The sequence below is a fragment of the Ignisphaera sp. genome (assembly GCA_038735125.1).
GTDB lineage: Archaea > Thermoproteota > Thermoprotei_A > Sulfolobales > Ignisphaeraceae > Ignisphaera.
This window is the reverse complement of sequence record JAVYNU010000004.1, coordinates 1-14,395: the sequence shown is the minus strand read 5'-3', so window position 1 is coordinate 14,395 and position 14,395 is coordinate 1. Positions and strand designations below refer to the sequence as shown.

Annotated in this window: 12 protein-coding genes; 9 read left to right on the top strand and 3 right to left on the bottom strand. The window is 40.8% G+C overall.

What is annotated here, in order from left to right:
• Window positions 1-33: 33 nt before the first annotated feature.
• From QW284_05560 to QW284_05520, 9 genes are all read left to right on the top strand, one after another.
• Window positions 34-1,911 (top strand): aldehyde ferredoxin oxidoreductase family protein, encoded by a 1,878-nt coding sequence (locus QW284_05560; protein MEM0339132.1) that lies wholly within the window; start codon window positions 34-36, stop codon window positions 1,909-1,911.
• 10 nt (window positions 1,912-1,921) lie between these two features.
• On the top strand, window positions 1,922-2,200 hold the full coding sequence (locus QW284_05555) for a hypothetical protein (protein ID MEM0339131.1): 279 nt from the start codon (window positions 1,922-1,924) through the stop codon (window positions 2,198-2,200).
• A 10-nt stretch (window positions 2,201-2,210) separates the two neighbouring features.
• Window positions 2,211-2,516: a hypothetical protein gene (locus QW284_05550; protein ID MEM0339130.1), complete on the top strand. Its 306-nt coding sequence runs from the start codon at window positions 2,211-2,213 to the stop codon at window positions 2,514-2,516.
• Window positions 2,517-2,687: 171 nt separating this feature from the next.
• A complete protein-coding gene (locus tag QW284_05545; GenBank protein MEM0339129.1) occupies window positions 2,688-3,212 on the top strand; it encodes a hypothetical protein in 525 nt (174 codons plus the stop codon).
• Window positions 3,213-3,225: 13 nt separating this feature from the next.
• Window positions 3,226-4,707: a CoA-acylating methylmalonate-semialdehyde dehydrogenase gene (locus tag QW284_05540; protein MEM0339128.1), complete on the top strand. Its 1,482-nt coding sequence runs from the start codon at window positions 3,226-3,228 to the stop codon at window positions 4,705-4,707.
• A gap of 11 nt (window positions 4,708-4,718) precedes the next feature.
• Window positions 4,719-6,170, top strand: coding sequence for an FAD-binding oxidoreductase (locus QW284_05535; protein ID MEM0339127.1), 1,452 nt, complete (start codon window positions 4,719-4,721; stop codon window positions 6,168-6,170).
• A gap of 18 nt (window positions 6,171-6,188) precedes the next feature.
• The gene (locus QW284_05530; GenBank protein MEM0339126.1) at window positions 6,189-7,427 is read left to right on the top strand and encodes a (Fe-S)-binding protein; all 1,239 of its coding nucleotides are present in this window, start codon (window positions 6,189-6,191) and stop codon (window positions 7,425-7,427) included.
• A gap of 11 nt (window positions 7,428-7,438) precedes the next feature.
• A complete protein-coding gene (locus QW284_05525; GenBank protein ID MEM0339125.1) occupies window positions 7,439-8,986 on the top strand; it encodes an FAD-binding oxidoreductase in 1,548 nt (515 codons plus the stop codon).
• A 13-nt stretch (window positions 8,987-8,999) separates the two neighbouring features.
• On the top strand, window positions 9,000-9,224 hold the full coding sequence (locus tag QW284_05520) for a hypothetical protein (GenBank protein MEM0339124.1): 225 nt from the start codon (window positions 9,000-9,002) through the stop codon (window positions 9,222-9,224).
• A gap of 43 nt (window positions 9,225-9,267) precedes the next feature.
• Here the strand turns inward: QW284_05520 and QW284_05515 are convergent, their stop codons facing one another.
• The 3 genes from QW284_05515 to QW284_05505 form a co-directional block, all read right to left on the bottom strand.
• Window positions 9,268-10,116, bottom strand: a complete 849-nt coding sequence (locus tag QW284_05515; GenBank protein MEM0339123.1) for a sulfurtransferase — start codon at window positions 10,114-10,116, stop codon at window positions 9,268-9,270.
• 116 nt (window positions 10,117-10,232) lie between these two features.
• Entirely contained in the window at window positions 10,233-11,816 is a 1,584-nt protein-coding gene (locus QW284_05510) for an FAD-dependent oxidoreductase (GenBank protein MEM0339122.1), read from the bottom strand.
• Window positions 11,817-12,064: 248 nt separating this feature from the next.
• Window positions 12,065-13,252 (bottom strand): MFS transporter, encoded by a 1,188-nt coding sequence (locus QW284_05505; protein ID MEM0339121.1) that lies wholly within the window; start codon window positions 13,250-13,252, stop codon window positions 12,065-12,067.
• Window positions 13,253-14,395 lie beyond the last annotated feature (1,143 nt).

Sequence of the window (14,395 nt, the reverse complement as noted above, 5' to 3'; positions counted from 1 at the left end):
TAACCGGGGAACAGCATATGTATTGGTGGGTAAATGTCTGAGAGTAAAATATATGGGTATGCAGGAAAGATTCTTTGGGTGAATCTGTCAACAAAGACATCTAAAATTGTTGAAACTCCAAAAGACTTGATAACCAATTTCATTGGTGGAAGAGGCTTTGGAGCCAAATTATTGTGGGATCACGTGAAACCTGGTACTGATCCCTTGTCTCCAGAAAATTTGTTGATATTCTCAGTAGGTCCACTAGCAGGTACTGGTGCGCAAAGTGCAAGCAAATTCTTTGTGACGTTCAAGTCTCCGTTAACAGGGACATATTTTAGAAGTGTTTGTGGAGGAAACTTCGGTGCTGAGATGAAGTTCGCAGGTTATGATGCCATTGTTGTTGAAGGTAAGGCTGATAAGCCAACGTATTTATGGATAAGCGATGAATCTGTGGAGTTTAGAGATGCTTCCCATGTATGGGGGGCGTTAACAACACATGCTGCAGAGGTTCTCCTTGGTGAGACTGATAAAGAGGCTAAGCTTGTTGTCATAGGCCCAGCTGGCGAAAAGTTAGTCAAATTTGCATCAATTCAAACTGGTGAAAGTAGAAGTGCCGGTAGGGGTGGTGGAGGAGCTGTTATGGGCTCTAAAAACCTTAAGGCAATAGTTATTAGAGGAACTGGCAGACCAGAGCTGTATAACGAAGACGAGTTTGAGAAGCTAGCTGAAGAACAACTAGACCTATACCACAAAAATCCAGCATTCCAGGCTTTCAGAAGTCTTGGTACAGATGGAATTGTATACCTATTCTACACCCTAGGCCACTTCCCGACGTATAACTTCAAACAGCTAGAACTCGAAAATGTTGAGAGATTCAAACCCGAGATTTTAGCAACATATGTGGTGAAAACTAGGGGCTGTTATAATTGCGCTATGGAGTGCTGGCAATACTTCAAGACATCTAAAGGACCTTTTGCTGGCATCATATGGGATAAGCCGGAGTATGAAACCCAATGGTCATTTGGAGGTGCATTAGGTGTAACAAACCTAGAGGCTATAATGTATGCTAACATGCTTTGCGATTTGTATGGTCTTGATACAATCTCGACAGGCTCTACAATAGCATTTGTATACGAACTCTATGAAAAAGGTATTCTGACAAAAAGTGAGCTAGACGGTCTTGAACCAAGATGGGGTGACCCAGAACCTGCGATTGAGCTAATAAGGAAGATAGCCTTAAGAGAGGGTATAGGGAATATTCTTGCTGAAGGAACAAAGAGAGCAGCTGAAATCATTGGTCGTGGTGCAGAAAGATACTCTATGCAAGTTAAAGGTCTCGAAATACCTGCATATGATCCAAGAGCAGCTAAAGCACATGGACTTAATTTTGCAACTTCTAACATTGGGGCAAGCCACATGTATGGGTGGGTTGGTCATGAGATTCTAGGCTTCCCAGAGAAGGTCGATCCATTTGCAGTTGAGGGTAAGGGAGAGCTAGCTAAGAGAGTTCAAGACGAACTTGCTACATATGAGGCTTTAGGGTTCTGCCAGTTTCCGGTATCTAACGGTATGGTCCCCTTAGATCTAGCTGCAAAGATGCTTTATGTAGCAACAGGTATTGAGACATTTAAAGATGTCAAATATTTGCTACTAGTAGGAGAAAGAATTGTTAACCTTGAAAGAGCCTTTAATGCAAGAGAAGGGTTCTCAAGAAAAGATGATACATTGCCAGAGAGATTCCTAAAAGAACCATTCCTGAGAATGCCTGCAAAAGGTCAGATATTCGAGTTAGATAAGCTTCTCAATGACTACTATGCTGCGAGAGGCTGGGATGTCAAGATGGGTCTGCCAACAAGAAAGAAGTTAGAGGAGCTTGGGCTTAAGGATGTTGCTGACGAGCTAGAGAGACTGGGCAAGCTACCTGGGTGAATGCAAAAATATGAGGATACTTATCGAGTTTGGCTGGTTTGTAGCTGAAAAAGTTGGGAAAAGATATATGTGGCTTGAGATAGACAATATTACAGAGATCAGATTAGAAGATCTTTTTCAAAAGATTCTGCCATCATCCATAGGTGAAGAGCTGAGCAAGGTCTTGTATCAACTTTTTCTCCAAAGAGATATTTTTGTGGTGATTAACGGAGTTATAGAGGTATCTCCAAATAAACTAATAAAGGATGGCGATAAAATAATTATCCAGCCCATGGCATCAGGAGGCTAGGTGAAAATACTTGGTAGCACAAACACAGTCTTGTATAAACTTCGTAGTTAAAAGTGTCTGGTACGATACTGTAGATCAACCTGTAATACCAATCGAGATCACAAACAGTTGTAGCGAGGGTGCTGTTATAGCAGTAGATATCAAGACCCCAGACAATAAATCTCTTCATAGTGAGAAAATAAGACTAAAACCAGCAGAAAAAAGGGTGATAGAAATAACGTTATCATATTATGGAGATGTGGTTTTGAGTGCTACGGGGAAACTTGAAAAATCGGATATAGTTCTACAGCTGGGTGAGTGGAAGTTAAAATTGTAAATTAGAATTGAAGTTAAGTATTTTTCCTTCACCTTGTTTTTACCCAGCATTCTGACCTAAACCTCTTATCAATAAACATAAATATGTGCTTCTATACCAATTGTTGTTCATTTGTAACAGAAAAATATTTATACAGGTTACACATATAATATAGTACCTAGGGTTGTGGACTTGAACCCCTTACTAGAAACATTTTTGAAAAAGTATGAAGAGTCTTTGAACAGAGATGACATTCTTAAGCGGAGACTTAAACCAGTGACAACGTTTTCTGGCGGACCTACACCATATCCAGGCCCTGGACCATATCCACCGCCGAATCTGGCTATGGATCCAACAGGATGGTCAAAAGCAAAAGGCTATAATGTTACAAGGCTTGTTGGACGCGATGTTGTGGAGCTTGAGGTGCCAGAGCGCTTTGTGTTTACAGTTCGTATTAACGATGATAGAAGCTTTAGGGTTGAGTCAAGAAAGGCTGTTAATCCCTGTTTGAGGGTTTCTATGCCTCTAGACGTATTTAAGGATATGGCTCTTGGGAAAGAGAGGGTTGTATATGCTTTGGCAGATAAGAGAAATAATGTTGAGTACGATTCTAGCATAGGTCTTAGTGATTGGATAACGGTCTTCGGTATTATAGGTAAGATTCAGGAGCTTGCTGAAAGTGATCCAGAAGTCTGGGATTTATTGGAACGTCTATGAGGTGGTGTTAGGCATGCCCTTGCTTGAACCCCCAAGACAACACTATGGAAAGCTTAAAGCATTCATAAATGGTAGATGGGTTGAACCCGAGGTAGAGGGATATTTACCGGTATATGATCCTGGAACTGGAAGGGTTATAGGAGAGGTTCCACAAGTAACTAAGAATGTTGTTGATGAGGCTGTTGAAGCTGCTTATGAAGCTTTCAAGTCTTGGAGTAGGCTGTCTGTTCCTGAAAGAGCTCAGTACATCTTCAAAATGAAGTACATCTTTGATGAGTATAGGGAGTCACTCTCTAGGGTAAACACTCAAAATCATGGCAAAACTATTAAGGAGTCAAGAGGAGATCTGAGGAGAAGCATTGAAAATATTGAAGCAGCTATATCGACAATATACACCTTATCAAAAGGCGAGTTCCAAAGAGATATCGCTAGAGACATTGATGAGATACTGATTAGAGAGCCTCTAGGAGTCTTTGCTATCATCAGCCCCTACAACTTCCCGATAATGATACCGTTCTGGTTCATACCATTTGCTTTAGCACTGGGAGACACAGTTGTTGTGAAAGTTAGTAGCGTAACCCCGATACCAATGGCATATGTACTTGAGCTCTTAGCAGAAGCACTACCACCTGGAGTTTTGAACCTGATATACACAGGACACGAAGTTGGAGAATATCTCGTCACACACAAGCTTGTAGAGGGCACCGCATTTGTTGGCACTAGTTCTGCTGCTCTAAGACTCTACGAGCTGTCGGCAGCACACGGAAAGAGGTTCCTAGGAGGTGGGAGTGCATCTAACTATGCAGTTGTGATGCCTGACTGCAACCTAGAGAGAACTGTTGCGACCCTAAGAGACTCGAAATTTGGAAACGCGGGGCAGAGGTGCCTAGCGATACAGAACATTGTTGTAGTTGGGGATGATGCATTCTACAACAAGTTCAAAAATGCATTTGTAGAAGCCACAAAAGTGCTGAGGATTGGCCACGGACTAGATGAGACAGTTGATATGGGTCCCATGGCGAGCAAGAAGTACAGGGACAACGTTATAAAGATGATTGAGAAGGGTATTAATGAGGGAGCTAAGGTGGTGCTCGATGGAAGGAACTTTAGGCATCCAGAATATCCAGAAGGGTTCTACCTCGGGCCAACAATACTCGAAGACGTTACGCCGGATATGACTGTTGCTAGAGAGGAGGTATTTGGACCTGTAGCCAACCTCATAAGGGCTAAGAGTCTTGATGAAGCCATCGAATGGATAAACAACAACAAGTATCACCACAGCGCGGCAATATTTACAAGCAGTGGCAAAGCAGCCAGAGAGTTTATGCACAGAGCATATGTAGGCAATGTCGGAATCAACATAGGCATTGCTGCGCCAGTTGCATGGTTCCCATTTGGCGGCAAAAGATTAGCTGGTGTTGGTAGTCATCATCCACAGATTGATACAGTAGACTTCTTCACTGACAGAAAGGTTGTCATAGTTAGATGGTGGTAGGGGTAGGAGGTATGGGTGGCCTAGATAAGTTCGTAGAAATGGCAGCCAAAATTGTTGGCAATAACAATGTTATCACAGATGAGAAGGAGCTTGAGAAATACTCTAAGGACCACAGCTTTGTAAAACCTGTAAAACCTGAGACCATCATAAGACCTGAATCTACAGACGAAGTTCAGGAAATAATTGAATATGCTAATAAATATCTAGTACCTGTAACACCGCTTTCTGGTGGAACAAATAACTTGGGTGGCACAATACCAGCGCCAGGAGGTGTTATAGTAGATCTCAGAAGAATGAATAGGATACTAGATGTAGATGCAAGAGCCGCTATGGCATCTATACAAGCTGGTGTAACATTTGAGCAGCTGCAGCAACATGTATCAAAGTATGGACTTAGAGTTCTAACACCCGCTGAACTGCCTAAATCAAGTTCGGCTCTTTCAACCTATCTCGATCTCGCTCCTCTATATGGCTGGGTATACTACAGCGAAGAAATTCTAACAACAATGACTCTTGTGCTTCCAACAGGAGAGCTCTTGAAAACTGGTCAACAGGCTTTTCCACAGATTAAGTGGCCTTATGTACACTCTCACGCATCTCCATATGCAGGGCTCATGAACTATATATGGTATCAGTCGCAAGGCACTCTAGGTATAGTTACGCAGGGGTGGGTCAAGCTTAAGCCTATTGGTGAAAGTGTTGAAGCACTTTTCGTAGCTGTAAATGATGAGAAGGATCTTCATAAAATTGTTAGAGAGATTATGTGGCTTAGATACCCAAGAGATATGGTGATATTCAATAACGTTGATGCAGCTCTATTCTTTGCAGAGGAAAGCCCTGGCTACGAGAAAAAAGCCTTAGATTTGATGTCAAAGTTGCCAAGGTGGCTTATAGCATTCTCATTAAGAGGTCGAAGAGATGGCATAGAGGTTATGCTAGCTGACTTAACTGAGAAGCTAGGAAAACACGGATTAAGACTCTTAGATGAGCTACCAGATATTCCAAAAGCGAAAGAGAGGTTCTTGCAGGAAGTCTCGTATCCAAGTGGCTGGATTAAGTACTCTAAGTTCAGAGGTGCTAGAACTCTTCTACCCTTCATATGCTCTTTAAAAGATATACCAGCTATGTATAAGGCTCTCGAAGCACTATGCAAGAAATATGGTTTTCCCATGGAGCAGCTGGGAGTAACCATTGTACCCACAGATAGGATCGGTGTTGTTGCATGCAATGTGGTGTTCAATAGAAGTTTAGAGGGTGTGGAAGTAGCAAGAGTGAAAGAGCTATACTATGAAACAGCTGAAGAGCTGTTAAAACTAGGGGCATTCTATAGCAGGCCTTATGGAGTGCTTGCTAAGCTTATGTACAGCAGAAGCCAAGTATACTACGAGGTCTTGATGAAGATTAAGAGAACTCTAGATCCAAACAACATCATGAATCCCACAAAACTAAGAATAGAAGAATGAGTTTCTTGAGTGTGGGATATGACTCAAACTTCTCAAGCCTCAACCCCTCGTAGTGGGAAAGTAATCTGGAGATACCCAGCCTTTAGAAAAAGAGAACTTAGAGAAATGTACGACCTTACAATTCTATGCAATAAGTGTAAGTACTGCAGATTCGTGTTTGCCCCAGATGCAAGAGATCACAGATTTGTTAGCCAATGCCCGAGAGGCGAAACATTTGGATTTGCGGCATACTATGCTGAAGGCACTGTTGAGATTGCGAGGGGTATTCTCGAAGGTAGGATTACATGGAGCAAAACAATTGAGCATATACTATACACCTGTACAGATTGTGGCCACTGCGAGTTCTGGTGCGAAAATGCGATGAGGGTCTATCCCCTAACCATTATGGAGATAATGAAGGAGCACTACGTCAAAGAGGTTGGTCTTCCAGAGTATTGGAAGCCTATTGTAGAGAGCTTGAAGAAATTCAGAAATCCATATGGTGAACCTCTGGAGAAGAGAGCTTCTTGGATACCCCCAGGTGTATCGCTACCTAGGAAAGCAGATACGATGCTGTTTGTGGGTGATGTATACAGCTATAGAGCTCCATATGTAGCCCAAGCCGTACTGAGAATACTTCATAAGCTAGGTGTTGAGGTTGGGTATCTCTATGAAGATGAGTGGCACAGTGGCTATCTCCTCTTTAGAGCAGGCCTCTACGACGATGGCCTTGAGTTCCTAGGGCACAATGCGAAAGCTCTTGCAGATGCAGGTGCAAAAACTGTTGTGTTCCTCGACCCCCATGACTATAGAACATTCATAAAGGAGGTTAGAGATGCCAATATCGAGCTTCCATTCGAGGTTAAGTTCATCACAGACCTTATATTACCGCTATTAGAGAAAGAGTCAGCAAAGCTAAGAAAACTTAACATGAAGGTGGTGTACCACGATCCATGCAATTTAACGAGACATATCATGCCATTCCCTGTATGGGATTCCCCAAGAGAAATTTTGAAGCTTATCGGTGTAGAGGTTGTTGAGATGTTTAGGAATAGACTAAACACCTATTGCTGTGGTGCTGGAGGAGGTGTTGAATTCACGTTTCCAAAGCTCAACAAGGTTACAGCTAGGAGAAGAGTTGAAGAAGCTGTCGCAGTAGGTGGAAAATATATAGTGACGACATGTCCATCCTGTGTCAGATCATTTAAAGCAGTTGCTAATGAATTTGGTGTTGAGGTGTATAACCTGATAGAGCTTATAGATAAGGCTCTTGTTTAAGGTGTCCGGATATGACCTCAGTTCTAAGATCCCCACATGAAGAAAGTAACAACATCTACATAGATCCAGATGTCTTGGCCAGGGTAAAGCAAGTCCTAGTGGATATCGTAGGGCCAGAGTGGGTTTCGGACGACCCTGCAATCACTATTGGATATTCTAAAGACTATGCGGCTTACCTCAAATTTAACTGGAAGTCGTACTCCCCATTTATAGTTGTTCTACCTCGAACAGTTGAAGAAGTTCGAGCAATAGTCAGGGTTGCCCGCCAATTCAAAATACCTGTAGTCCCTGTGGGTTCTACTGGAAGCCAGTTTAGCTGGCATATACCGAGAACTGGAGGTATAATAGTTGATGTCAGCAGAATGGACAGCATACTGCTTATTGATGAAGATAACATGGTAGCGGTAGTCGAAGCTGGGTGCCCAATATTCAAGCTCCAAACAGAACTTCTCAAAAGAAGGATGTTCATTCACCAGCCAGGTGCATGCTCAACATTCTACATAGGCTCTCACTTCACCCATGGAATAACAAATAAGGCTAATGCAAGATTAGGATTTGTGAATAGACAGATTGTTGGATATGAGATGGTATTGCCAGATGGAACAATACTGAGAACAGGAAGCTTAGCAAACTATGAGAATCCAAGACCCTTATGGCCTCACGGACCAGGACCTGACCTAGGACATATTCCGAGAATGGCACAGGGAACTCTGGGTATAGTTACAAAAGTTGCCTTAAGAACCCATCCACTTGACGAGGAAGTCAGAGTTTTCCAGCCAGCCTTCAACAATGTTGATGCAGCTACACTAGCTCTAGAAGAGGTTGCGAAAAATGAACTGTGTACAGGAACAGCGATGTATACAGGGTTCAAGTATACCCAGTACTTTGCAGATTCGCCAGATGCTGTTGATATCATTGATAGAGTTAATCCAGAGTGGATGCTGATGTTAACCGTGCAAGGTACAAAGAGATGGGCAGACTATGAAGAGAAGAGGGTGAGAGAGATAACCGAGAAGTATGGCGGAAGAATAATAACAGATAAGCTGCCATTCTATCAAATGTTTGAAGACGCACAACTAAATATGTCTGCATCTCTATACTCTGAGTACACAATTAAGTACTGGTCTTATCCAGGCACAGTAGGTGCCCCGGCCGGTATGATACTTGCACCTCTCTACGCCTATCCGAGATACTTCAAGATGTTAACGCTACTATATGCAACGGAGCCTGTTCTCAAAGATCCTGATGAAGGGGATGTTAAATACAAAAGAGGTGCAATAGTATACCCTGTTGAGGATGCCCACTATGCAATGTTCGAGCTTATGATAGCAGGCCACCCAACAGATCCAAGATTAATAAAAGAAATAGGCCCCAGATTTGCTCCAAGACTAAACAGAGCACTTGTAAAGCTAGGATTAAGATTCGATGCTAAATACGGTGTTGCGAGAACAGGTGAAGTGGGAGTCATACCAACGTATATGGAGGTTGTGAAGAAGATAAAGAGCGTTTTAGATCCTGACCAAATTATGCATCCACTTGCATGGGAGGGAGTACCATAGAGGTGATAATGAAATGATTCCTGGGTGCCTAGATAAAGATCCTCTTGAACTAACAGTTGAGGAGCTGGATAAACTTAACATAGAAGAATGTATATGGAAGTACTACAAAGAGGTTCTGCATAAGAAACCTAGAAAGAAATCTTACTGGCAAAGAGAGGCTGAATATAGAGAAAGAGTTATGAAGATGCTAGAAGAAATAGAGCTATACAGAGAGCTTACAAAAATAGTTAGAGAATAGACATGAATTTATAAAAACAAATTATTTTTATTTTATGTTTTAGTTACTCCCACTTAAATACTGATATAGGTCCTCTCGGCTCTTTAACCCACTCTTGCCAAGCACCGTCATATATCTTAACATCTGTATATCCGAGAATTTGCGTCATCACATACCACAAAGCAGATGCATAACCTCCAACACCGCAATACACAATTATCTCCTTATCTCTATCCACGCCTGCGACAGATTCTACCATCTGTTTCAGTACCTCAACTGGTTTGAAAAGACCTTCATCGGTCCACAGCCATGGAGTTGGAAGATTCTTTGCTGTTGGTATATGACCTGGTACAGGCCCCCAAGGCTCTACAGTCACACCGAAATATACTTCAGGAAGCCTGGCATCGATTATCGTAGACTTGCCAATTCTTTCAAGAACATACTGTTTCGACACAAATATGTCTTTCCTCAACACACCTTTATACTGCGTGGGAGAGACTTTTGGTACTTCTTTTGTTAGCGGTCTTTCCTCTTTAACCCATTTATTGATACCCCCATCTAATACAGCAACATTATCTATACCAGCATAGATAAGCTCTACAGCAACTCTTGTAGCATCAGCTCTATTGTATGCTGTATCCACTTTGTTAACCACAACAACTATAGACTCAGAGGTTATCCCAGCTTTGCCTATTGTCTGGAAAAGCTGTTCCGGAGGTGGAAGTTCTAGAATCAAATCATCTCTTGTTACAGCCCAATCAGAATTGAATGGATCGAAGGGTATGTTTATAGATCCGGGAATGTGACCTTCTAGATATTCTTGAGGAGGACGTATATCAATTATTGCAAGATTTGGCGTACCCAAGTTTACTTCTAATTGATTTGTTGGAATTATTGGGCTTACTCTTCTCACAGATTCCACTCCTATTAAGTAGAACACTCTTCAGAGACTTAAAAATATTTCTTTTCTTTGTTTTCATAAATACAGAAAATAATTGAGAATTAAAATTAGTTTTATAAGCCTCTATTCTATGTAGCGTATAACATTATTGCATTGCTTGGACACATAGATATGCAAGCAGGAGGTAATCCATGCTCTCGTAATGCTTTGCATAGATCACAATTAACTGCTCTTCCACCTCTAATCCTTATCGCACGTATGGGGCACGCATAGACACAATCTAGACAGTTATTACACTTTGAATAGTCGATCAACACCTCTTTCATAGATCCTCTAACAATTGCTTTTCGTTTACACGCCTCAGCACATTTTGCATTAGTGCAATGCATACATGTTATCGGAATTACAACACCATCTTCTGTTTTCTCAATTTTTATTAGAGGTTTTCCGTCGTGGAGAAAACCGCAAATAGCGCTACAGGTTTCACACCCAATACATTTATTGTAATCAATTATCTTTAGGAATGGCTTTCCAGACAAACATTTACCCTCCTCAATACCTAACCTTGTGGCCAGAAATCCACAAGTAGATTTACCTATGGCGTCGGCCCACTTAGTATAGCTGGCTATATACCGTGCTTTAGGTAAAGATGCTATCATCTCCGCTATTTTTGGAGCTGAGCCAGAGACAAGCTTATCGAGAGATCTAGCAACTTTTAAACCATGGTCAACTGCTAAACCTATTTTTGTAGGGCCTTGAACAACATCTCCTGCAGCAAAAACGCTTGTACCAGGAACCCTATAGCTTAAATCCACTAACAGCCTCCCATCATCTCCTACATACTTAGCTAAATCACCAACACCAATTGGTGGGGTAGGCTTCTCACCAATAGCAGTTATAACCATATCTGTTTCAAGAACAAATTCCGACCCAGGAACTGGGACTGGTTTTGGTCTACCCGATTCATCAGTACCTTCAAATTTCATTTTAACAAGCTTAACAGCTTTTACAACATTATTTTCGGTTAGTATTTCTATAGGTTGCGTTAATTCAAGGAACTTTACACCGCGATTTACGAGCCTATTTATGTTGTAGATACCTGCCGGAGCTTCTTTTGCTGTTCTTCTATAGATCCAGTAGACTTCTTTTACACCTCTATTCAAGCATTCTTCAACAGCATCAACAGCACTAAGACCGCCACCTACAATAATAACTCTATTCGGCAATTTAATGTTTGATGTATAGCCAAGCTCTGAAAGTCTGATCCTGTAGAGAAGCTCTAGTGCTGGTATAACATTTGCCGCATTTTCACCAGGTATGTTAAGCTTTTTGCTTTCCCATGTACCTGTTGCAACTACTACGGCATCATATTTTTTGATAATATCATAGAAGTCTATAACTTTTTCGACAAATTCATCACCTGTTTCTACACCTCTACCAGAAGCAACTTTTGTTTTAAAGTAGAACTTTACACCAAAGTTTTGCTCTAAATCTTTACATCCTTCCAAAATACCGTTAACATCTATTTTGTTGCTTGGAATGGCAAAAGTCATTAAGCCGCCGGGTAGGGGCAATTTCTCATAAACATCGACTTCGAAGCCCCTAGTAACTAAGTAGCCAGTAACTGAGAGGCCCGCAGGCCCGGCACCAATTATAGCAACCCTCTTTCCCAAATCTTTGGTTCTCGACATAGATAAAAAGGCAAACTTCATATCATACACCCTAAGCACAACCTTTTAGCTTAGCGGGAGAGTATATGTCTCAGCCCTCTATATTTTTTTAACATAATAAATTTGTTGCTAGTTGTACGCTAGAAATATGGAATGTAGTCTCATCCTTTGCCTCAGTTTCATGAGATTCCTAGGTCTATGCCCGAATTTGGAGACTTAAACATATTTCGTCATGTTTTGCTATACAAAAAATTTATTATAATAAATGATAAAAAATATATGCAATTGAATTACTTTGCTTTGACAAGCACGGCCAACGCGGCTGCTATCAAGTTGCATACAACAAGGAATAGTGTTGTTGCTGCAAAGCCATAGGATTCAAATATTGTGCCTGCAAGTGGCACTCCAATTATCCCGGCAATGTAGAAGAATGTTATTGTTATTCCTAGCGATAGACCTGCAAGCTCTGGTCTAACTATTAGTGTTGGTATTGAGAACATATGTGGAGGTATTACGAATGTGAAGAATCCAAGCAATATTGTCACAAGTATCAGTAGCTCAGCTGGAGCATATGGAAGAGCTATTAGCGGTATTATCAATAGTATTACTCCGAGAAGGTAAACGAGTTTTCTTCTTCCGCCAAGTCTATCAGAAAGCCATCCAGAGAATGGCGCTGCAATAATTCCCATCAGACCTATTAAGCCGGCGAGGAAATATGCAGTACCTTCTTCAACACCTTTTGCGCTAATAAGCCACCTAGCATAATATGTCATAACAGATTGGAATGTGATAATTGTGAAGAATACTGATAAGCTGAACTTCCAAACATCTGCATTTCTAAATACTTCACTCATTCTAACTGGCTTTACACCAGCTTCAGCTTTAGGTGGAGGTGCCAGTAGCGGACCCGGCTTCACAATGGCTGCGTAGAGAAGTAGTAAGATGATAGAGAATATGGCTCCTATTAAATATCCTGTTTGCCAACCATAGGTACTCATAATCCATCCTGCAAAGGGTATCTCCCACGCTAGACCTAGTGGCATTGCAACAGCCCATATACCCATCGCAGTGCCTATTTCTTTTGGCGGGAACCAGCCAATTAGTGCTGGCGGTCCAACGATGCTGAGAAGAACTCCTCCTAAACCAACAATGGCTCTCCCAACTAATAGAGTAGGGTAGTTAGGGGCTACACCAGATACCAGCCAGCCAACTGTTAGAAGAGCCATTGCTAACATACCAGCCCTTCTAACCCCCCATTTATCAGTTATAATGCCTGAAGGCAGCGACATTATAGCAGCTGCAATCGATAAGGCCATCATTAGATATCCTACCTCTACATCAGTCAAGTTGAATACCTTACCTAGTATCACAGCAGAAGGTGTTGTTATAGCAAATGCATAGGCAAATGCACACATAAATGCTAATACCAGCACACCTAGTATTACCCAACGCATAGCAGGGGCTTTTACCTCACCCATAATGTGGACACCCTAGTATAAAATATCTTTTGTACCTATATTTATATTTTAATTAAAATAGTTATAGCTATAAACATTTTGATGTGCATTAATTTATGGTAATGAGCTGTATTTTTATTACTGTATAGTGTTTATTGTTAGATGCTATAGATGATTATAAATTATTATCATCACTAATGTTTTAATGTTAATTAGAATTTAGATTAACTTTTAAAGTTACTTCACGTGTAATAAAAATTGATAGATATTAAAACGAAAATTAAAGATATATATGCCTATTCACCACATTGAAAAAGTATCATAGAAGCGTTTTGTCATGCGGCTATACACCTATTTATGCTAGGTCTATCTCTTATGCTGATTGTTGTTTCACACTACTTGTTAACAGCTATACTAGCAAGCTTTGTTGCAATTAATTCAAAATCGCTTTTATCATAGGATTCAAGAATTTTCTAGCTTCTTCTATGATCTATTGTGTTAAGTGTTACCGTCATTTTATTACATATATCCATGCTTTATCTAATAATTGTCTTGGAGTGTTCTCAAGCTTTTCAAGTTTTGCATGTATACACCCTCTTCACTTTAACAAACTCAAAGAGTTTATTTAAAGCTTTGTCAATTAACTGAATTTGCTTACATACCTAACAATAATCCCATAAAGCCTTCAAAATATCACTACTCAAACTATATACATGCAGTCTTATAGGCTTGTCAACAAGCTTTATTAAATCATCGCTTAAGCCTAGCAGATGTTTCCTATTGTAGCATTCACATTGCTGTATCATCAAATAGCTGTAGATAGTTTATAGTTATAATCTCTTTATCTTTCATGATGTGTATCGAACCTATTTACACTATGTCTATTGGATCTATATGTGTAAGAGAAGAACATTAGGAGAAGGAAGTTGAACCAGGAATTCTAACAGCGAAGACTATTAGCCAACCAAAAGTTTTGTTAGATATTTATCTAATCTCGTTCTATTTTGTTAACTCATTATTGGTACTCCACTGCTTAGCGCTTCTACTACAACTGGATTTCTTTTCTCTTTTAATTTCTCAAATTCTTCTCTAGTAATTATCAGCGGCTCTATTGGGGCACCCACAGCTGTTATGCATGGCACTACAAGATCTATTCTCTCTGTT

What these genes read in the sequence shown, in the direction of transcription:
- QW284_05560 (MEM0339132.1), top strand. Translation starts at nt 34, where the DNA reads ATGTCTGAGAGTAAAATATATGGGTATGCAGGAAAGATTCTTTGGGTG.
- QW284_05555 (MEM0339131.1), top strand. Translation starts at nt 1,922, where the DNA reads ATGAGGATACTTATCGAGTTTGGCTGGTTTGTAGCTGAAAAAGTTGGG.
- QW284_05540 (MEM0339128.1), top strand. Translation starts at nt 3,226, where the DNA reads ATGCCCTTGCTTGAACCCCCAAGACAACACTATGGAAAGCTTAAAGCA.
- QW284_05535 (MEM0339127.1), top strand. Translation starts at nt 4,719, where the DNA reads ATGGGTGGCCTAGATAAGTTCGTAGAAATGGCAGCCAAAATTGTTGGC.
- QW284_05530 (MEM0339126.1), top strand. Translation starts at nt 6,189, where the DNA reads ATGACTCAAACTTCTCAAGCCTCAACCCCTCGTAGTGGGAAAGTAATC.
- QW284_05525 (MEM0339125.1), top strand. Translation starts at nt 7,439, where the DNA reads ATGACCTCAGTTCTAAGATCCCCACATGAAGAAAGTAACAACATCTAC.
- QW284_05520 (MEM0339124.1), top strand. Translation starts at nt 9,000, where the DNA reads ATGATTCCTGGGTGCCTAGATAAAGATCCTCTTGAACTAACAGTTGAG.
- QW284_05510 (MEM0339122.1), bottom strand. Translation starts at nt 11,816, where the DNA reads ATGAAGTTTGCCTTTTTATCTATGTCGAGAACCAAAGATTTGGGAAAG.
- QW284_05505 (MEM0339121.1), bottom strand. Translation starts at nt 13,252, where the DNA reads ATGGGTGAGGTAAAAGCCCCTGCTATGCGTTGGGTAATACTAGGTGTG.